The 20,033-nt window shown below is 70.4% G+C and carries 17 protein-coding genes; 16 read left to right on the top strand and 1 reads right to left on the bottom strand.

All coding sequences use genetic code 11. The annotated features are described in order from the left end of the window. Positions 1 to 128: 128 nt before the first annotated feature. From uvrB to der, 16 genes are all read left to right on the top strand, one after another. Positions 129 to 2,222 carry an excinuclease ABC subunit UvrB gene (gene uvrB, locus ADX84_RS04505; protein ID WP_049567949.1) on the top strand — a complete coding sequence of 698 codons (2,094 nt, stop codon included), beginning with the start codon at positions 129 to 131 and terminating at the stop codon, positions 2,220 to 2,222. 203 nt (positions 2,223 to 2,425) lie between these two features. Continuing rightward, the gene (locus ADX84_RS04500) at positions 2,426 to 2,875 is read left to right on the top strand and encodes a DUF3060 domain-containing protein (protein WP_234003839.1); all 450 of its coding nucleotides are present in this window, start codon (positions 2,426 to 2,428) and stop codon (positions 2,873 to 2,875) included. A 304-nt stretch (positions 2,876 to 3,179) separates the two neighbouring features. Further along, positions 3,180 to 4,175 carry a GNAT family N-acetyltransferase gene (locus ADX84_RS04495; protein WP_049567943.1) on the top strand — a complete coding sequence of 332 codons (996 nt, stop codon included), beginning with the start codon at positions 3,180 to 3,182 and terminating at the stop codon, positions 4,173 to 4,175. 105 nt (positions 4,176 to 4,280) lie between these two features. Beyond that, entirely contained in the window at positions 4,281 to 5,204 is a 924-nt protein-coding gene (locus ADX84_RS04490; protein ID WP_049567940.1) for a hydroxymethylglutaryl-CoA lyase, read from the top strand. 338 nt (positions 5,205 to 5,542) lie between these two features. Then, complete coding sequence (locus ADX84_RS04485) at positions 5,543 to 7,183, top strand: CTP synthase (protein ID WP_082206291.1); 1,641 nt, start codon at positions 5,543 to 5,545, stop codon at positions 7,181 to 7,183. A 44-nt stretch (positions 7,184 to 7,227) separates the two neighbouring features. Continuing rightward, a complete protein-coding gene (locus ADX84_RS04480; RefSeq protein ID WP_049567935.1) occupies positions 7,228 to 7,896 on the top strand; it encodes an NUDIX hydrolase in 669 nt (222 codons plus the stop codon). A 7-nt stretch (positions 7,897 to 7,903) separates the two neighbouring features. Next, a complete protein-coding gene (locus ADX84_RS04475) occupies positions 7,904 to 8,938 on the top strand; it encodes a site-specific tyrosine recombinase XerD (protein ID WP_049567933.1) in 1,035 nt (344 codons plus the stop codon). 289 nt (positions 8,939 to 9,227) lie between these two features. Next, on the top strand, positions 9,228 to 10,187 hold the full coding sequence (locus ADX84_RS04470; RefSeq protein ID WP_049567931.1) for a ParA family protein: 960 nt from the start codon (positions 9,228 to 9,230) through the stop codon (positions 10,185 to 10,187). Then, on the top strand, positions 10,184 to 10,585 hold the full coding sequence (locus tag ADX84_RS04465; RefSeq protein ID WP_049567928.1) for a hypothetical protein: 402 nt from the start codon (positions 10,184 to 10,186) through the stop codon (positions 10,583 to 10,585). Before ADX84_RS04470 ends, ADX84_RS04465 begins: the two co-directional genes overlap by 4 nt. Positions 10,586 to 10,705: 120 nt before the next feature. Beyond that, positions 10,706 to 11,569 carry a ScpA family protein gene (locus tag ADX84_RS04460; protein WP_049567926.1) on the top strand — a complete coding sequence of 288 codons (864 nt, stop codon included), beginning with the start codon at positions 10,706 to 10,708 and terminating at the stop codon, positions 11,567 to 11,569. Further along, a complete protein-coding gene (scpB, locus tag ADX84_RS04455) occupies positions 11,569 to 12,159 on the top strand; it encodes an SMC-Scp complex subunit ScpB (protein ID WP_017544594.1) in 591 nt (196 codons plus the stop codon). The genes ADX84_RS04460 and scpB overlap by 1 nt, the downstream gene beginning before the upstream one ends. After that, entirely contained in the window at positions 12,146 to 14,227 is a 2,082-nt protein-coding gene (locus tag ADX84_RS25270) for a pseudouridine synthase (RefSeq protein WP_082206290.1), read from the top strand. The genes scpB and ADX84_RS25270 overlap by 14 nt, the downstream gene beginning before the upstream one ends. A gap of 118 nt (positions 14,228 to 14,345) precedes the next feature. After that, the gene (gene aroH / locus ADX84_RS04440; protein ID WP_049567923.1) at positions 14,346 to 14,708 is read left to right on the top strand and encodes a chorismate mutase; all 363 of its coding nucleotides are present in this window, start codon (positions 14,346 to 14,348) and stop codon (positions 14,706 to 14,708) included. Positions 14,709 to 14,837: 129 nt separating this feature from the next. Then, the gene (locus tag ADX84_RS04435) at positions 14,838 to 15,980 is read left to right on the top strand and encodes a prephenate dehydrogenase (protein WP_049567920.1); all 1,143 of its coding nucleotides are present in this window, start codon (positions 14,838 to 14,840) and stop codon (positions 15,978 to 15,980) included. Between the two features lie 108 nt (positions 15,981 to 16,088). Further along, entirely contained in the window at positions 16,089 to 16,778 is a 690-nt protein-coding gene (gene cmk / locus ADX84_RS04430) for a (d)CMP kinase (protein ID WP_049567918.1), read from the top strand. Positions 16,779 to 16,998: 220 nt separating this feature from the next. Then, the gene (der, locus tag ADX84_RS04425) at positions 16,999 to 18,435 is read left to right on the top strand and encodes a ribosome biogenesis GTPase Der (protein ID WP_049567915.1); all 1,437 of its coding nucleotides are present in this window, start codon (positions 16,999 to 17,001) and stop codon (positions 18,433 to 18,435) included. A 68-nt stretch (positions 18,436 to 18,503) separates the two neighbouring features. On the opposite strand, the gene ADX84_RS04420 is transcribed toward der, so the two are convergent. After that, complete coding sequence (locus ADX84_RS04420) at positions 18,504 to 19,952, bottom strand: MFS transporter (RefSeq protein ID WP_049567910.1); 1,449 nt, start codon at positions 19,950 to 19,952, stop codon at positions 18,504 to 18,506. Between the last annotated feature and the right edge of the window lie 81 nt (positions 19,953 to 20,033).

Below are 20,033 nucleotides of genomic sequence, written 5' to 3'. Positions count from 1 at the left end.
TGACGACCCGTTCGGGGGCCTATGAGGAGGTGTCCGGAGGCTCCGGGATGTCGTGGGCGGTCTGTAGCGTTGGAGAGAGGGACACGTGGGCGAGGGGCGGCCCGACGTTCGTAGGGAGAAGAGGGCAAGTGCGACCGGTCAGTGACATCAAGCGCAGTGAGGCACCCTTCGAGGTCGTCTCGGAGATGACCCCCGCCGGGGACCAGCCAAGGGCCATCGAGCAGATCACCAGGCGGGTGCGGGAGGGCGACCAGCACACGGTGCTGCTGGGCGCGACCGGTACGGGCAAGACGGCCACGGTGGCGTGGACGGTGGAGCAGCTCCAGCGGCCCACGCTCGTGATGCAGCCCAACAAGACCCTGGCGGCGCAGTTCGCGAACGAGCTGAGGCAGATGCTGCCGAACAACGCCGTCGAGTACTTCGTCTCCTACTACGACTACTACCAGCCCGAGGCCTACGTCCCGCAGAGTGACACCTACATCGAGAAGGACTCCTCGATCAACGACGAGGTGGAGCGGCTGCGGCACTCGGCGACCAACTCGCTGCTCACGCGGCGGGACACGATCGTGGTGGCGTCCGTCTCCTGCATCTACGGCCTGGGCACCCCGCAGGAGTACGTGGACCGCATGGCCCAGCTGTCGGTGGGCATGGAGGTGGACCGCGACGACCTGCTGCGCCGCCTGGTGGAGATGCAGTACGCGCGCAACGACATGGCGTTCACGCGGGGGACGTTCCGGGTGCGCGGGGACACGATCGAGATCATCCCGGTCTACGAGGAGCTGGCGATCCGCATCGAGATGTTCGGTGACGAGATCGAGCGGCTGCTGACCCTGCACCCCCTGACCGGCGAGGTGCTGGGGGAGAGCCAGGAGATGTTCATCTTCCCGGCCTCCCACTACGTGGCCGGTGAGGAGCGCACCGAGCGGGCGATCGGCACGATCGAGGCGGAGCTGGGCGAACGGCTGGCCGAGCTGGAGGGCCAGGGCAAGCTCCTGGAGGCGCAGCGACTGCGGATGCGCACCACCCACGACCTGGAGATGATGCGCCAGCTCGGCACCTGCTCGGGGATCGAGAACTACTCGCGGCACTTCGACGGGCGTGAGCCCGGCAGCGCCCCCAACACGCTGTTGGACTACTTCCCCGAGGACTTCCTGCTGGTCTTGGACGAGTCGCACGTGACGGTCCCGCAGATCGGTGCCATGTACGAGGGTGACGCGGCGCGCAAGCGGACCCTGGTCGACCACGGTTTCCGGCTGCCCTCGGCGCTGGACAACCGGCCGCTGAAGTGGGAGGAGTTCACGAAGCGGATCGGGCAGTCGGTGTACCTGTCGGCGACGCCGGGCAAGTACGAGCTGCGTCAGGCCGGTGGCGACGTGGTCGAGCAGGTCATCCGGCCGACCGGCCTGGTGGACCCCCAGGTGGTGGTCAAGCCGACCGAGGGCCAGATCGACGACCTGGTGCACGAGATCACCGAGCGCGCGGAGCGCTCGGAGCGGGTGCTGGTGACCACGCTGACCAAGAAGATGGCCGAGGACCTCACGGACTACTTCGCGGAGCTGGGTATCCGGGTGCGGTACCTGCACAGCGAGGTGGACACGCTGCGCCGGGTGGAGCTGCTGCGGGAGCTGCGGGTGGGGGAGTTCGACGTGCTGGTGGGCATCAACCTGCTGCGTGAGGGCCTGGACCTGCCCGAGGTGTCGTTGGTGGCGATCCTGGACGCGGACAAGGAGGGCTTCCTGCGTTCGGAGACCTCGCTGATCCAGACCATCGGCCGCGCGGCGCGCAACGTGGACGGTCAGGTGCACATGTACGCCGACAACGTCACGGACTCGATGCGCGCGGCGATCGACGAGACCACGAGACGCCGGGACAAGCAGCTGGCCTACAACGCCGAGCACGGGATCGATCCGACGCCGCTGCGCAAGCAGATCGCGGACATCCTGGACACCCTGAACCGTGAGGACGTGGACACCGAGGAGCTCATGTCGACGGGGTACCGCCAGGGCGGCAAGGCGGGCCGGGCTCCGGTGCCCGCGTTGGGCGAGCGCGCGGACGTGGCGAACATGCCGCGCGCGGAGCTTGCCGGGCTGATCGACCAGCTGAGCGAGCAGATGCACCAGGCCGCGACCGACCTCCAGTTCGAGCTCGCCGCCAGGCTGAGGGACGAGATCGGCGAGCTGAAGCGCGAGCTTCGCGGCATGGACGCGGCCGGGTTGAAGTGATCCTGGCGGCACCCGGTAGGGTGCCGCCAGGCTAGTCGGCGCGGGGGTTCCACACCGGGAATCCCCGCGGTGACCGCCGTTCCCGTCTCGAATCGAGCACGATCCCAGTACGGTTGGGTCGCATAGTTACCTCCACGTGACATATTCTTGTGCTTTGCGTAAGTCGAATGTCGCTTTTGCCTTTTTCGGGTGTGGGGGAGTTCATGGTCGGTCGGGTTCTTGGTATCGCGTTCGTCGCGGTGCTGACGGGTCTCCTGGTGGCCGGGTGCGGGCTCGACCGGGGCGGTGACGACCCGGAGGAGATCGCCCCCACCCCCGACGTCGGTCAGGGGCCGGAGGACGAGCCGGTGGACGGAGTCTCCAACGACCAGGTCATCGTGGTGGTCGACGACGGTGCCGAGGTGCACGAGGACTGCGCCAACCGCGAGGTCGTGGTCAAGGCGGACGACGCCGTCGTGATACTGGACGGTGACTGCGGGCTGGTCCGCGCCACCGGGCGCAACTCCGTCGTGGAGGTGGGCACGGCGAGGAAGATCGTCCTCGTGGGCGTGGACAACCAGATCTCCTTCGCCTCCGGCGACCCCGAAGTGATCAACCACGGACGCAACACCACCGTCTCCGAGGGCGGCACCGCCAGCCCCGAGGTCGAATAGCCCCCTCGCCGAGGAGCCCCGCCCTCCGTGCGCGACCCCTCCATCCGTTACCGTGGTGCGCGTTCGCGCGCGCCGTGTAGGCGTGGTCGGGCAGGGGCTCGCCGAGGTCCTCTCCGGAGAGAAGGACGGGCCCGTGTTCTCCGGCTTTCGGTCACCCGTACCGCTTCGAGGAGGTACGGTCGATCCTGTCCCGACACGTCGGTTGGTTCGGACGACGGCCCGGTGCCCGTGAAGGGCATCGCGACGCGACCGCACCCGTCAGTCCGGTCGGGGCACGCTCTTGACGAATGGAGGGGTGGGGCGGGTGAGTGGTTATGTCGCTCGGGTGCGGCATGATGAGTCGCCTGGCGGCGACATCGGACTCGATCCGCTGGTGCACTCCGTTGCCCAGCGCTGGGCGGAGTCGGACCCCCTGCTGCCCGAACCCGTGGGGTTCGCGGCCAACTCCTACCCCCTGCTGACGGTCAGCGACGAGGAGAGCCGAACCGTCGCCGCGGGCAGCATGCACTACACCTGGTACCAGCCGGGCGAGGTGGGCCGCATCTGGGGCGTGCCCGACCAGCACTGGCTCACCCCCATCGTCGGTGGTCCCGAACCCGCCCGCGCGCTGGACTCCCTGCTCACCAGCTGGCGCGACCAGATCGAGGACCTGCCCACGGGCACCGGCTCGGAGTCGGCGGCCCTCGTGAGCTGGCCCGCGCGCGACGTCGCGGGGATCATCCCGCTGCAACGCCACGGCCTCCAGCCCTACACCGTGCTCGCCGCCCGCCAGCGCCGCCGAGGCGTGCCGCCCTCCCTGCCCCCGCGTGACGTGGTCATCCGGCTGGCCGACACCAGCGACCTCACCCAGGTGGTGGGTCTGTTGATGGAGGAGCACCGGTACGAACAGCACTTCGGCGGGGTGTTCCTCCAGCCCGACACCGCCGAGCAGACCCGCAAGGTCGCCGCTCGGGCGCTCAACCGTTCGCGTTCGTGGATCTGGTTGGCCGAGCGCCGGGGCCGGGCCGTGGGGCTGTTGTGGGTGTCGCCGCCCGAACGCTCCCGCTGGGCGAAGTCCCTGGTCCGGGCGCGGCCGATCGCGCACATCGGCTACGGGGTGGTCTCGGGGGCCGAGCGCGGCCACGGGATCGGCACCGCCCTGGTGAGCCAGGCGCACCAGGCACTGGACAGCCACGGTGTGGGGGTGTCGGTGCTCAACTACGCCGCCATGAACCCGCTCTCCGGACCGTTCTGGCACCGGATGGGCTACCGCCCGGTGTGGACGACCTGGGAGGTCCGTCCCGCCCTCGCGCTGCGCTGACCTCGGCGCGCACCGCGACGGTCCGGAGCCCCGGTGACGGAGTTCACGGGGCGGGCTGGTTAGCCTGGGCGCGCAAACGCAGTGTGGCGTGGAGAGGTGGAGTCGATGAGCGCGGATGACCGTGGGCCCGAGGGTGGCGAGCACGTGGAGATCGTGGAGGTGGGGCCGCGTGACGGCCTCCAGAACGAGTCCACCGTGCTGTCGGTCGAGGACCGGGTGGAGCTGATCGACCGTGCGGTGGCCGCCGGGGTGCGGCGGATCGAGGCGGTCAGCTTCGTCAACCCCAAGCGGGTGCCGCAGATGGCCGGGGCCGAGGAGGTCATGGCCGGGGTCACGCGGGCGCCCGGTGTCTCCTTCATCGGTCTGGCCCTCAACCGGCGCGGCCTGGACCGGGCACTGGAGGCCGGGGTGTCCGAGGTCAACGTGGCGGTTCCGGCCACGGACGGCTTCAGCACCCGCAACCAGGGCACCACCGTCGAGGCGATGCTGGACTCCCTGGTGGAGATGGACCGGGCCCTGGAGGGCACCGGGGTGCCGTTGAGCGTCACCGTCTCCACGGCCTTCGGTTGCCCGTTCGACGGAGAGGTCGCGCCGGAACGCGTGATGGAGGTCGTGCGGCGGATCGCGGACACCGGAGCCGTGGAGATCGCCCTGGCCGACACGATCGGGGTGGGCGTCCCCGCGCAGGTGCGCGATCTCCTGCGCCGCACCGCCGAGGTGGCGGGCGGTCGGACCCTGCGCTGCCACTTCCACAACACCCGCAACACGGGCTACGCGAACGCCCTGGCCGCGGTGGAGGAGGGCGTCCGGGTCCTGGACTCCAGCCTGGGCGGTTTCGGCGGCTGCCCGTTCGCTCCGGCCGCCACCGGCAACATCGGCACCGAGGACCTCCTGTACATGCTGCACCGCAGCGGTCTGCGCACGGGAGTGAGCCTGTCCGAGGCGGCCGAGCTGGGCGACTGGATGGGCGAGCGGCTCGGCAAGCAGCCGCCCGCCTACCTCGGCCGCGCCGGAGGCTTCCCCGCCTGACACATGGCACGGGCTCCGGGCCGGTGAGTGGTGGTCCGGAGCGTCACGGGCTCTTCGAGGGGCTTCGGAACGGTGTTGCCTTCGCCACCCGGCGGGCGGTGGTTCGCACGGGAGGCCCACGCCACCAGGGGTTCGCGGCAACCGCGCAGGTGGGGATGGGGAACACCGGGGGCAGGGCGGACGTTCCCAGGTGTGGACGAACGGAGGGCCTGTTATTCTGGTGCCCCGTGGAGTCCGACGCGCTGGAACGGCATCGCCGCCGCTCGGAACCGGACCGCCGCACGGCAGCCAAGCTCGCCCGAGCCAGCCGTAGCCACTCAAACCACGGGAGCAACACTTTGGCATCCGCCGCGAGTACCAAGCACCTTTTCGTTACTGGCGGCGTCGCCTCCAGTCTTGGCAAGGGCCTGACCGCCTCCAGCCTGGGACGGCTCCTGAAGTCACGCGGACTTCGGGTCACCATGCAGAAGCTGGACCCCTACCTCAACGTCGACCCCGGAACGATGAACCCGTTCCAGCACGGTGAGGTCTTCGTGACCGACGACGGCGCCGAGACCGACCTGGACGTCGGTCACTACGAGCGCTTCCTCGACGTCGAGCTCTCCGCCTCGGCCAACGTCACCACCGGCCAGATCTACTCCAGCGTCATCGCCAAGGAGCGCCAGGGCGCCTACCTCGGTGACACCGTGCAGGTCATCCCGCACATCACCAACGAGATCAAGTCGCGCATCTACGCGATGGACGCTCCCGACGTCGACATCGTCATCACCGAGATCGGCGGCACCGTCGGCGACATCGAGTCGCAGCCCTTCCTCGAAGCCGTCCGCCAGATCCGGCACGAGATGGGCCGGGAGAACTGCTTCTTCCTGCACGTCTCCCTCATCCCCTTCCTCGGCCCGTCCGGCGAGATGAAGACCAAGCCGACCCAGCACTCGGTCGCCGCCCTGCGCAGCATCGGGATCCAGCCCGACGCCATCGTGTGCCGCTCGGACCGGCCCATCACGCAGAGCCTGAAGTCCAAGATCAGCCTCATGTGTGACGTGGACGAGGCCGGCGTGGTCTCCACCCCCGACGCCCCCTCCATCTACGACATCCCCAAGGTCCTGCACCGCGAGGGCCTGGACGCCTACGTCGTCCGCCGCCTGGGCATGCCCTTCCGTGACGTGGACTGGACCGAGTGGGACGAGCTGCTGCGCCGCGTGCACCAGCCCGACCACGAGGTCACCATCGCCATGGTGGGCAAGTACATCGACCTGCCCGACGCCTACCTCTCGGTCAGCGAGGCCCTGCGCGCCGGAGGCTTCGCCACGGACACCCGCGTGAACATCCGATGGGTGGCCAGCGACAACTGCGCCAGCCCCTCGGGTGCGGCCGCCGAGCTCGACGGCGCCGACGGCGTCCTCATCCCGGGCGGCTTCGGCGTGCGCGGCATCGAGGGCAAGCTCGGCGCGATCCGCTACGCCCGTGAGAAGGGCGTGCCGCTGCTCGGCATCTGCCTGGGCCTCCAGGGCATGGTCATCGAGTACGCGCGCAACGTGCTCGGACTGGAGGGCGCCAACAGCCTCGAGTTCGACGACAAGGCCGTCGACCCGGTGATCGCGACCATGGCCGACCAGGAGGACGTCGTCGCGGGCGACCGCGACATGGGCGGCACCATGCGTCTGGGCCTGTACCCGGCGGACCTGGGCGAGGGCACCCTGGCCCGCGACCTGTACGACGGGGCCGACCAGGTCACCGAGCGCCACCGCCACCGGTACGAGGTCAACAACGCCTACCGGCCCAAGCTGGAGGAGGCGGGTCTGGTGTTCTCCGGCCTCTCCCCGGATGGCAAGCTGGTGGAGTACGTGGAACTGCCCCGGGACGCGCACCCGTTCTTCATCGCGACGCAGGCGCACCCGGAGCTGCGCTCCCGCCCGACCAACGCGAACCCGCTCTTCCGCGGCCTGATCTCCGCCTCGCTGGAGCACAAGGTCTCCTAGCGGCGACGACCAGGTGGGTGGGGCCCGAGCCTGAGAGGGGCCGCATGGCCAACCACACCCGCCCGGTCGAGGACGAGACGACGGGGGCGTTCGCGAAGGTCGCGGACGCCCCCGAGTCGTGGCCGGTGGAGCGGTCCGAGGAGCGGTACCGGGGCGCCAAGTGCTCGATGCGCACGGACTGGGTGGAGATGCCCGGAGCCAACGGCCAGGGCCGGGCCGTCGCGGCCCGCGACTACATGGTCCACCCGGGTGCCTCCGCGATCCTGGCCCTCGACTCCCGTGGCCGGGTGCTGCTGCAACGCCAGTACCGGCACCCCACCCAGCACACGCTCTGGGAGCTGCCCGCCGGTCTGATCGACGGTGACGGCGAGGGGCCGCTGGCCACCGCCCGCCGTGAACTGGTGGAGGAGGCCTCGCTGCGCGCCGCCACCTGGCACAGACTTCCGGACTTCTACCCGAGCACGGGTTTCTCCAACGAGCGCATCCACGTCTTCCTCGCCCGTGACCTCACCGAGGTACCGGAGGAGGAGATCGACTTCGTGCGCGAACACGAGGAGACCGACCTGGCCAGCGAGTGGCTCCCGCTGCCGGAGGCCGTGCGCGCGGTCATGGAGGGGCGGCTGCACAACGGGGCCACGGTCATCGGCGTGCTCGCCGCGCACGCGGCCTCGCAGGACGGGTTCGCCTCCCTGCCCGTGGCCTCGGACGACTGAACCGCACGTGGGAACCGAAGCAGCGGAGAACGGGCCGGGGCGGACCGAACTCGACGAGGGCCCCCTGGGCCGGGTCCGGTCCGCGTTCCTCGACCACCTGAGCGCCGAGCGGGCGCTGGCCGACAACACCCTGCTGGCCTACCGGCGTGACCTGTGGCGTTACGTCGAGTACCTGGACGCCCAAGGGGTCACCGACCTCGCCGGGGCTTCCACCGGGCACGTGGGAGCGTTCCTGGGGGCGCTGCGCGACGGCGATGACGCCCACGCGCCGCTGAGTGCCTCCTCCGCCGGACGCACCCTGGCCGCGGTGCGGGGGCTGCACCGGTTCGCGGTGCGAGAGGGGTGGGCGGCCAACGACCCCGCCGCCGAGGTGACTCCGCCGTCCCCGCCCATGCGCCTGCCCAAGGCCGTGCCCCTGGACCAGGTGGAGCGGCTGCTGGAATCGGCGGGGCCGGTGGCGGCGCCGGCCTCGGACGCACGCGTCGACCTGCTCGCCCAGCGCGACCGCGCGCTGCTGGAGGTGCTGTACGGCACGGGGGCGCGGGTGTCGGAGGCGGTGGGCCTGGACGTGGACGACGTCGCGGACGCGGTGGACGCGGGCGGGCCGGTCGGCCTGGTGCGTTTCAGGGGCAAGGGCGGCAAGGAGAGGCTCGTACCGTTGGGCTCCTACGCCCGTCGCGCCCTGGCCGGTTACCTCACCCTGGTGCGGCCGGTACTGGCCGCGTCGGGGCGGGGCGGCCCGGCGCTGTTCCTCAACACCCGGGGCGGACGCCTGACCCGGCAGGGCGGGTGGGTGCTGCTGTCGGCCGTGGCGGAACGAGCCGGGGTGGAGGGAGTCTCGCCGCACACCCTGAGGCACTCCTTCGCCACCCATCTGATCGACGGTGGCGCGGACATCCGTGTCGTCCAGGAGTTGCTGGGGCACAGTTCGGTCACCACCACGCAGGTCTACACGCTGGTGACCGTGGAGCGGCTGCGCGAGGTGTACGCGTCGAGTCACCCCAGGGCGCGGCGCGGGGCGGATCCGGGTGGCCCGCCGTGAGGGCTGGGACCGCCGCGGAGGGGGCGGAACCGCGTTCGGGACGAGTCCGACGTGCGTCGTGTGTACCCTTCTCCTACGAGAGAAATGGGTACGACCGTGCGGTTCCTCCCGGTTGCAGAGGGTGGGGAATCCTCGTCGGATCATGTTGAAGTGCGCCGTGTCGTCGTTCTAGAGTCGCCGCACAGAGGTACGTTGCTGTCGACATATTGAGTTTCCGACGGCGGCCAGTCGTGGGAGACGTCAAGAGTCCCATCGGGCCGTGGCCGGTCCGTAGGGGAGGTCAAGGGTTGTGAACTGGTCGGACAACGACGAGGCGGCGAACACCGCACCCGTCGGCAAGGAGGGCTTCGCCGACCCGGTGAGCAACCCGTGGGGGACGACACGCAACACGGGGGCGGATCTGCACACCAAGAGACCCGTGCGTACATATCCGGAGCCTGCGCCGCTTGACGAACACGGTCCGGCACGGATTGTAGCACTCTGTAACCAGAAGGGTGGGGTCGGTAAGACCACCACCACCATCAACCTCGGTGCAGCCATCGCGGAGTACGGCAGACGGGTACTGCTGGTCGACTTCGACCCGCAGGGCGCGCTGTCGGTGGGCCTGGGACGGCTGGACCCGCGCGAGCTGGACCTGACCGTCTACAACCTGCTCATGCAGCGCGACGTGACGGTCGAGGACGTCCTGCTCAAGACTGACGTCGACGGCCTGGACCTCATTCCGAGCAACATCGACCTGTCGGCCGCAGAGGTGCAGCTGGTCGGCGAGGTGGCCCGTGAGCAGATGCTGGGGCGCGCGCTGCGCCCGGTCATCAACGACTACGACGTCATCCTCATCGACTGCCAGCCTTCGCTGGGCCTGCTGACCGTCAACGCGCTGACCGCGGCGGACGGGGTCATCGTGCCGCTGGAGTGCGAGTTCTTCGCGCTGCGCGGTGTCGCTCTGCTGATGGACACCATCCAGAAGGTGCAGGAGCGCCTGAACGAGGACCTCGTCATCGACGGTTTCCTCGGCACCATGTACGACCCGCGCACCCTGCACGCCCGCGAGGTGCTGTCCACGATCGTGGACGGCTTCGGCGACAAGGTGTACGGCACGGTGATCAACCGAACCGTGCGCTTCCCGGACGCCACCGTGGCCGGCGAACCCATCACGAGGTTCGACTCGTCCTCGGCCGGGGCCAACGCCTACCGGTCGCTGGCCAAGGAGGTGCTGGCGAGGTGGCCTCTCAGCGGTCACGACGTGTGACGCTACCCGGGGCGGACGAGCTGTTCTTCCGCCCCTCCGGTCCCGAAGAGGAACCGGTCGAGACCGAACGCCAGTACCAGGTACCGGAACAGGATCGACAGAGCACCACCGAGGCCTCGTCGGAGCGGCCCGCGCGCAAGTCGAACGGCAGGGGGCGGAGCAAGGTACGCCGCGCTCCGAAGCCGAGCGGGCGCCAACGCCACGACGAGAAGATCACCGTCTACGTCTCCGGGGCCGAGCTGCTGGCCCTGGAACAGACCCGGCTCTCGCTGCGCGCGGAGCACGGGTTGTCGGCCGACCGCGGCCGCCTCGTTCGCGAGGCCGTCGCCATGTTGCTCGCCGACTTCGAGGAGCACGGCTCCAGCAGCATGCTGGTGCGCCGGCTGACCGAGGACTGACGTCCCCGGGCCGACCGCTGGGGGAGCGGACGGCGACCGGGAACACGGGAGTGAGGGTGTCACCGGCTGGTCCCAGCCGGTGACACCCTTGTGTCATGAGCGAGAAGACGTGGACCCTTCATGGTGACTGACCAGAAGGGCGCACCGCCGGGGGCGGACGGCGCCGACGAGGTCGACGAGAACGCCTTCCAGGTGCACCTGGACAACTTCGAGGGCCCCTTCGACCTGCTCCTCGGACTGATCTCCAAGCACAAGCTGGACATCACCGAGGTGTCGCTGTCGAAGGTCACCGACGAGTTCATCGCGCACATCCGCAGGTTCGGCGACGACTGGGACCTGGACCAGGCCAGCAACTTCCTGCTGGTCGCGGCCACCCTGCTCGATCTCAAGGCCGCCCGCCTGCTGCCGCGCGGCGACGTGGAGGACGAGGCGGACCTGGCGCTGCTGGAGGCGCGCGACCTGTTGTTCGCCCGGCTGCTCCAGTACCGCGCCTACAAGGAGGTCGCCTCCTTCATGCGCGAGCGCCTGGCCACGCAGGGCCGCAGGTACGCGCGGGCGGTTCCGTTGGAGGAGCGGTTCGCGGGAATGCGGCCGGACGTGCTGTTCAGGCTCGGCCCCGAGGAGTTCGCGGCGCTGGCCGGCCTGGTGTTCACCCCGAGGGAACCGCCGAGCGTCTCGGTCACCCACATCCACCTCACCAAGACCTCCGTCAAGGAGCAGGGCGAGCTGATGGTGGCCGAACTCCGGGAGCATGGGCAGCTGACGTTCGCCCAGCTGACGGCCGAGTGCGACGGTACCTTCGAGGTCGTCGCCCGCTTCCTGGCCCTGCTGGAGCTCTACCGCGCCGCGAACGTGGGCTTCGACCAGCCCGTTCCGCTGGAGCAGCTGACCGTCACCTGGACCGGCGGCGACGAGGACGTCGAGTTGGAGTCCGACTACGACGAGGCGGAACCGACCGCCGAGACGACACCGGGGGAGCAGTGATGACCGCAGAGCACACCGCCGGGGCCGAGGAGCTCTCCACGCCCCCGGCCCTGCGCCGCGACCTGGAGGCCGTGCTGATGGTGGTCGACCAGCCGGTGTCCGAGTACGACCTGGCCCGCGCCATGGACGTGCCGCTTGAGCTGGTGACCCGTACCCTGGAGGAACTCTCCCGGGAATACACCGAACAGGGCCGTGGTTTCGACCTACGGGCGGTGGCCGACGGGTGGCGTGTTTACACGCGCCCGGAGTGCGCCGACATCGTCGAGCACTTCCTCAGGGAGGGGCAGGAGGTGCGGCTCACACAGGCCGCACTGGAGACGATGGCCGTCGTCGCCTACCGCCAGCCGGTCTCACGTGGCAGGGTCTCCGCCGTTCGCGGGGTCAACTGCGACGGGGTTATGCGTACCCTCGTACTGAGGGGCCTGATCGAAGAGGCCGGACACGATCCCGAGTCCGGTGCGCTGCTGTATCGGACCACTTCCTATTTCCTGGAACGGCTGGGCCTGCGTGGCCTGGACGAACTGCCTGATCTGGCGCCGTTCCTCCCCGACGACATCGAAGGTCTTGACGACACCGGTGAGCACACCTAACAGAGAACGTTCCCGTGGTGAGCGGGACGGACACGCCCCGCGCGGTGAGCGCGGCGACTATGACAACCGCGGCGGCCGAGGCCCCCGCGACGACCGACGCGGCCTCGACCGCAGCGGTGGCGGACGCTACGACCGGGACGACCGTCCCCGCCGTGACGACCGTGACCGTGGTGGTCAGCAGGGCCGGGACGACCGGCGTGGCGGCTACCAGGGTCGCGATGACCGTGGGGGTCGCTCCTACGACCGTCGTGACGACGACCGTGGCCGTGGCGGGTACCAGAACCGCGATGACCGAGGCCGTGACGACCGTGACCGTGGTGGTCAGCAGGGCCGCGATGACCGGCGTGGCGGCTACCAGGGTCGCGATGACCGTGGGGGTCGCTCCTACGACCGTCGTGACGACAACCGTGGTGGTCGCTTCGACCGTGACGACCGTGGTGGCCGTCCGCAGGGCCGTGACGACCGTGGCCGTGGCGGGTACCAGAGCCGCGACGACCGTGGTGGCCGTCCGCAGGGCCGTGACGACCGTGGCCGTGGCGGGTACCAGAGCCGCGACGACCGTGGTGGCCGTCCGCAGGGCCGTGACGACCGTGGCCGTGGCGGGTACCAGAGCCGCGACGACCGTGGTGGCCGTCCGCAGGGCCGTGACGACCGTGGCCGTGGCGGGTACCAGAGCCGTGACGACAGTGGAGGCCGTCCGCAGGGCCGTGACGACCGCCCCCGCCGCGACGACCGGAGCCGGGACGACCGCCGTGGCGGTGGCCGGTTCGAGCGCGACGACCGCCGTCCGCAGGGCCGGGACGACCGTGGTGGTCGTTCCTTCGAACGTCGTGACGACAACCGTGGTGGTCGCTTCGACCGTGACGACCGCCGCCCGCAGGGCCGCGACCAGCGGCGCGACGACCGTGGTGGCCGTTCCTTCGAGCGTCGTGACGACAACCGTGGCGGCCGTCCGCAGGGCCGCGACGACCGTCCCCGCCGTGACGACAAGCGTGGTGGCGGCTATCAGGGCCGTGACGACAACCGTGGCGGTCACCGCGACGAGCGTCCCCGCCGTGACGCCCAGGGGCGTCGCCTCCCGGGCCGTGACGACAAGCGCGGTGGTGGCTACCAGCGCCGTGACGACAACCGTGGCGGGCGTCCGCAGGTTCGGGACGACCGTCCCCGCCGTGACCCCGACCAGCGTCCGGCCCGTCGCGACCACGCGCCCGTCAGCGACGGCAAGAGCGAGAACCAGCTCTCCAAGGCGGCGCGTGAGCGGCTCAGCGCCCTGCGCGCGGACTACAACCCGCGTGACGAGGACCGCCACGAGGGCGACTCCCGTGACACCTACACGGACGTCCCCAACGGCATCCGGCTCCAGAAGGCGCTGGCCGCGGCCGGTGTCGCCAGCCGTCGGGCCAGCGAGGAGATGATCGCGGCCGGTCGGGTCAGTGTCGACGGCCAGATCGTCAAGCGCTTCGGTGCCCGGGTCGACCCCGAGGCCTCCGAGATCCGTGTCGACGACATGCGCGTGGTCACCGCCCCGGACAAGCTGTACTTCGCGCTGAACAAGCCGCGCGGCGTGGTCAGCACCATGTGGGACCCGGAGGGTCGCCCGACCCTGGCCGACTACGCCGGTCAGACCGCCGAGCGCATCTTCCACGTGGGTCGGCTGGACACCGAGACCGAGGGCCTCATCCTGCTGACCAACGACGGTGACCTGGCCAACCGCCTCACGCACCCGCGCTACAAGGTCGTCAAGACCTACCTCGCGAAGGTGCCCGGCCCGGTGCCGCACCGCGTGGTGCGCGAGATCCAGAAGGGCGTGGAGCTGGAGGACGGGCCGGTCCAGGTCGACTCCTTCCGCGTGGTCGACAACGACGACGCCCAGGCCATGGTGGAGATCCGTCTGCACGAGGGACGCAAGCACATCGTGCGTCGCCTCATGGAGGCGGTGGGCCACCCGGTCGCGGACCTGGCCCGCACCCAGGTCGGTCCGATCGACCTCAACACCCTGCGTCTGGGCACCATGCGTGCGCTCAGCTCGCGTGAGGTCGGCGAACTCTACAAGGCCGCGGGTCTCTGACCCGGAGGTCTGTCGATACAGTTGACGGCGGTCGCGCCCCACTCTCGGGGAGCGGCCGCCGTCTCCTGTGTCCCCCAAGGCGACGGCACCACCGACGAGGACGAAAGCGGGATCGAACGTGGCGGTACGGGCCATTCGCGGTGCGGTGCAGGTCGACGCGGACGAACGCGAGCAGGTACTGGAGGCCACCACCGAACTGGTCTCCGAGGTGATGCGGCGCAACGGGCTCACCACCGACGACGTGATCAGTGTGTTGTTCACTGCCACCACTGACCTGAACAGCGAGTTTCCCGCGCTGGCGGCGCGCGGTGTGGGCTTCACCGACGTTCCTCTGATGTGCGCGTCCGAGATCGACGTCCCCGGCGCCCTGCCGCGCGTGGTGCGGCTGATGGCCCACGTGGAGACCGACCTCCCGCGCTCCGAGGTCCAGCACGTCTACCTGCGCGGTGCCCAGGCCCTGCGCCTGGACATCGCCCAGTAGCAGACCCGGCGCCGCCGCCCCTCCCGACCGGGGACTCCACCGGAACCGCGGGCGGGAGGCCTGGTCAGGAGGTCGTACCCTTGGACCGTGCCCGCGACAGGCGTGGGCACGGTGAAGCGGGGGAGTGCTGTGGGCGAGGAAGCGGCCGGGACGCGCCGGACGGAGCCGCGTCGGGTCACCGTGGTCGGGACCGGTCTGATCGGTACGTCGATCGCCCTGGCTCTGCGTGCGCGCGACGTCGACGTCACCCTCAGCGACCCGGACCCCGCCTCCCTGAACCTGGCCTGCGACCTCGGAGCGGGGCGTCCGCTGGAGGAGGCCGGGCACGGCGCCCCCGTGGACCTCGCCGTGATCGCCGCCCCGCCCGCCGTCGTCCCGGCGGTGCTGCGCGACGCCCAGCAGCGGAAGCTGGCCCAGGTGTACACCGACGTGGCCAGTGTGAAGACGAGTGTGCTCGAGGGCGCGGAGCGGCTCGGCTGCGACATGGCGACCTTCGTGCCCGGACATCCCATGGGCGGCAGGGAGAAGCACGGTCCGGGCGCCGCCCGCGCCGACCTGTTCCTCGGCCGCTCCTGGGCGCTGTGCCCCACTCCGGAGGCCGACCAGGCGTCCGTCGAGGCGGTGGCCGGCCTGGCCCGCGCGTGCGGCGCGGACCCGCTGGTGCTGGACGCCCGGGCGCACGACCGCGCGGTGGCGCTGGTCTCGCACGCCCCGCACGTGGCCTCCTCCGCGGTGGCCGCCCGGCTGCTGTCCGGAGATGACGACGCGCTGACCCTGGCGGGCCAGGGGGTGCGCGACGTCACCCGGATCGCCGGGGGCGATCCGGCCATGTGGGAGGAGATCCTCACCCACAACGCGGGTCCGGTGGCCGAGGTGCTGCGCGGGGTGGCCGCGGACCTGGCCGTCACCGCCGACGCCCTGCGCTCCTGGAGCCAGGCCGGGCCCGGGACCCCGCTTCGGGACGACCTGGAGCCCGTCCGCGACCTGCTGGCGCGCGGGCGTTCGGGGCAGGCGCGCATCCCCGGCAAGCACGGGTCGGTCCGGCGCCCCGAGTACACCGTGATCCCCGTGGTCATCCCGGACGAGCCCGGAGCCCTGGGGCGCCTGTTCGCGGCGGCCGCCACTGCTGGAGTCAACATCGAGGACGTGCGGATCGAGCACAGCCCCGGCCTGCCGCTGGGTGTGGCCGAGCTGTACCTGCTCCCTGAGGCGGTCGACACCCTCGCCGCCGCGCTTTCCGCCGACGGCTGGTCGGTGCACCCGGGCCTGTGAATCCACGGCCGGTGCCCGTGGTGCCGGGCGTCTCGGCGCGAAGGTAGGCTGAGGCGTCGGCGACACCAGACGCCGACGCAGGCACAGTGATCTCGGGAGTCAGCAGCAGTGAGCGCGCAGGACAAGGGCATCGTCATCGCCATCGACGGTCCCTCCGGGTCGGGCAAGTCCAGCACGGCCAGGGGTGTCGCCAGGGCGCGGGAGCTGCGCTACCTCGACACCGGGGCCATGTACCGGGCCCTGACCTGGTGGATGCTGGACAACGGCGTGGACGTCGACGACGCCGCCGCGGTGGCCGCCAACGTCGGCCGCCCCGTGATCTCGATGGGCACCGACCCGTCCGCTCCGTCCGTGACGGTGGACGGCCGCGACGTGGCCGCCGAGATCCGCGGCAAGGAGGTCACCACCAGCGTCAGCGCCGTCTCGGCCGTGCCCGAGGCCCGTGAGCTGCTGGTGCGGACCCAGCGCGAGGTCATCGAGACCGCTCGTGAGCAGGGTGCGGGTATCGTGGTGGAGGGCCGTGACATCACGACGGTCGTCGCCCCCGAGGCCCCCGTCAAGCTGTTCCTGACCGCCAGCTCCGAGGCGCGCGCGCAGCGTCGCAGCAAGGAGGTCCGGACCGTCGACGTCGCGGCCACCCAGGCCGACCTGGCCCGTCGGGACAAGCTCGACTCCAGCCGGGCCCACTCGCCGCTGACGCAGACCGCCGACGCCACCGAGCTCGACACCACCGGCCTCACCCTCGACGAGGTCATCGCCCTGGTCGTCAAGCTGGCCGACGAGGCCCGCGACAGCTAGCGCGCGACCCGCCGGAGACGGTGGGAGGCCGGGGAGAGACCGGCCACACCACCCCCGCCAGGGGGAACACACGAACATCCACGGGGGTTGCCCTCCGTGGCAGGACACGGGCGCCCTCGGTGGCGCCCGTGGTGATTCACGTGGCGATCGCGCTGAATCCTTCGACATCCTCGCGGCACGCATCCTGGGCGCGTGAGGACCTGTAACCGGGAGTGAGTACATGATTGAGTTCGACGTGTCCGACGTGGGCGAGGCGCCCGAGGGCGAGGAGACGGCGCTGCCCGTCGTCGCCGTGGTCGGCCGCCCCAACGTCGGTAAGTCCAGCCTGGTGAACCGGATCATCGGCCGTCGTGAGGCCGTGGTCGAGGACGTCCCGGGCGTGACCCGTGACCGGGTGGCCTACGACGCCGAGTGGCAGAGCCACCGCTTCACGCTGGTGGACACCGGAGGCTGGGAGACCAGCGTCAGCGGGCTGGCCGCGATGGTCGCCCGCCAGGCCGAGTACGCCGCGCAGACCGCCGACGTCATCCTGTTCGTGGTCGACGCGACCGTGGGCATCACCGACGCCGACGCCGCGGTCACCCGCGTCCTGCGCGCCACGAAGAAGCCCGTGGTGCTGGCCGCCAACAAGGTGGACGGCGGGCAGCAGGAGGCCGACGCCCTCGACCTGTGGAACCTGGGTGTGGGACAGCCGTTCCCGATCAGCGCCCTGCACGGTCGCGGTACCGGTGACATGCTGGACGCCATCGTGGAGGCCTTCCCCGAGACCCCCGTGGGTGAGGCCGAGGACGAGGAGGACGGCCCGTCCCGCATCGCCCTGCTGGGTCGCCCGAACGTGGGCAAGTCCAGCCTGCTCAACCGGCTCGCCGGTGAGGACCGCGTGGTCGTGGACTCGGTCGCGGGTACCACCCGTGACGCGGTCGACGAGCTGATCGAGCTGGGCGGCCAGACCTGGAAGTTCATCGACACCGCCGGTATCCGCCGTCGGTTCCGCGCGCTCCAGGGCGCCGACTACTACGCGACGATGCGCACCGGCACCGCTCTGGAGCGGGCCGAGGTGGCCGTGGTGCTGATGGACGTCAGCGAGCCGCTGGCCGAGCAGGACATCCGGGTCGTGGAGCAGGTCGTGGAGGCCGGGCGCGGTCTGGTGCTGGCCTTCAACAAGTGGGACGTCCTCGACGAGGAGCGCCGCATCTACCTGGAGAAGGAGATCGACCGCCAGCTGGCGCGGGTCTCCTGGGCTCCCCGGGTGAACATCTCCGCCATGACCGGCCGCCACATGGAGCGCCTGGTCCCGGCGATCGAGACCAGCCTGGCCGGATGGAACCAGCGCATCTCCACGGGCCAGCTCAACAACTGGCTCAAGGAGCTGGTGGCGGCCACCCCGCCGCCGGTGCGTGGCGGCAAGCAGCCCAAGATCCTGTTCGCGACGCAGGCCGGTGCGCGTCCGCCGCACTTCATCCTGTTCACGACCGGGTTCCTTGAGGAGAACTACCGCCGGTTCATCGAGCGTCGTCTGCGCGAGGACTTCGGTTTCGAGGGGACCCCGGTGCACATCAGCATGCGTATCCGGGAGAAGAAGAACGCCACCCCGGGCCGCGCCTCCAAGGGCAGTGTGCGTCCGGACCGCAAGCCGCGTGGCGGCGGCCGCCGCTAGCGGCGGGTTCGAGGCATGAGTAGGGGGCGTCCCGGTGGGGCGCCCCCTTCGTCGTGCCCGGTCTCCGGTCAGGTGTCCGTGGGCAGGCGGCGAACGTTGCTGCCCCGGATGCCCCTGCCGAACTCGCCGCTCTTCCTCGGGTAGGGCAGTTTCCTCGAGGTGCCTGGAGCGCGCTCCGGGACGGGGATGACCGGGGCTCCGGGCAGCGGTTGCCCGGCGCTCTCCCTCATCCGCCAGACCACGACGAGTCCGATCATGCTCGCGGCCATCACCAGCCAGGCGGGGGAGTACGGGTTCCCGGTGGCCTGCACCAACGACTCCGAGATCAGCGGGGTGGTGCCGCCGAACAGCGCCACCGAGATGTTGAAGCTGATGGCCAGGGCACCGTAGCGGACCTTGGTCGGGAAGAAGGCCGGGAGCGAGGCGGGGCCCGCGCCGGAGAAGTGCACCAGGGTGAAGGCCAGGACCAGCACGCCCAGGGCCGCCGCCCACGCCGTGCCCTGTTGCAGCAGCCAGAAGGCGGGCAGGGACAACAGGATCCCGAAGAAGCAGCCGGACATCAGGACGGGCCTGCGGCCCACCCGGTCGCTCATGAAGCCGAACAGCGTGACGGTGGCCAGCATGAAGATCATGGCGCCCAGGGTCACCACCAGGGCCAGGGTGGAGCTGTATCCCAGCACCGCCTCCAGGTAGGTGGGCATGTAGGCGGTCACCATGTAGTTGTTGACGTTGAAGACCATGACCAGGCCGATGCACAGGACGATGGCGTGCCACTGGCCGACGATCGTCTCCTTGAGCTGGCCCTTGCGGCGCTCACCCTGCTCGTCCTTGGCGAAACCGTCGGTGTTCTGGTTGTAGACCGGGGTCTCCTCCAGCTTCACCCGCAGGTAGAGACCGATGGCGCCCAGAGGCAGGGCCAAGAGGAACGGGATGCGCCAGCCCCAGTCCTGCATGGTGTCGGAGCCCAGGAGCAGGGTCATCACCGTGACGATGGAGGCGCCGCCGATGTAACCGCTGACCGTGCCGAACTCCAGCCACGAGGAGAGGAACCCCCGTCGCTTGTCCGGGGCGTACTCGGCGATGAACGTGGTGGCGCCGCCGTATTCGCCGCCCGTGGAGAAGCCCTGGAGCATGCGGGCGAGCAGCAACAGGATCGGCGCGACGATACCGATGGTCGCGGCCGAGGGGATGAGCCCGATCGAGAAGGTGCTGACCGCCATGAGCAGCATGGTGGCGGCCAGGACGCGTTTGCGGCCGATCCGGTCGCCGAGGGGGCCGAAGAACATGCCGCCGAGCGGACGGACCAGGAAGGCCGCCGCGAACGTCGTGAACGTGGCGATGAGCTGCACACCGGCCGACTGCGACGGGTAGAAGACCAGACCGATCGTCACGGCGAGGTAGCTGTAGACACCGAAGTCGTACCACTCGGTCGCGTTGCCGATCGCCGCCGCGACCACGGCCTTGCGCGTGGTCCTGTGCTCCGTCTTCAGGGTCTGCCGGCCCGGTTGTTCGCTCACTTCTCCCCCTCGGTGAAATCACCTGAAGTACACAGACAAACACTTTGGGTGGTGGAAGCGTGGGAGGTGTACGTGTCAGTG

Origin of the sequence: Nocardiopsis sp. SBT366 (genome assembly GCF_001083815.1) — a bacterium.
GTDB classification, from domain to species: Bacteria; Actinomycetota; Actinomycetes; order Streptosporangiales; family Streptosporangiaceae; genus Nocardiopsis; species Nocardiopsis prasina.
The sequence above is the reverse complement of the archived record's forward strand: the minus strand, read 5'-3'. Positions and strand labels throughout refer to the sequence as shown.

Bases quoted from the DNA above. Each gene is read 5' to 3' on its own strand.
- ADX84_RS04500 (WP_234003839.1), top strand. From the start codon at position 2,426: ATGGTCGGTCGGGTTCTTGGTATCGCGTTCGTCGCGGTGCTGACGGGT.
- ADX84_RS04490 (WP_049567940.1), top strand. From the start codon at position 4,281: ATGAGCGCGGATGACCGTGGGCCCGAGGGTGGCGAGCACGTGGAGATC.
- ADX84_RS04480 (WP_049567935.1), top strand. From the start codon at position 7,228: ATGGCCAACCACACCCGCCCGGTCGAGGACGAGACGACGGGGGCGTTC.
- ADX84_RS04460 (WP_049567926.1), top strand. From the start codon at position 10,706: ATGGTGACTGACCAGAAGGGCGCACCGCCGGGGGCGGACGGCGCCGAC.
- scpB (WP_017544594.1), top strand. From the start codon at position 11,569: ATGACCGCAGAGCACACCGCCGGGGCCGAGGAGCTCTCCACGCCCCCG.
- der (WP_049567915.1), top strand. From the start codon at position 16,999: ATGATTGAGTTCGACGTGTCCGACGTGGGCGAGGCGCCCGAGGGCGAG.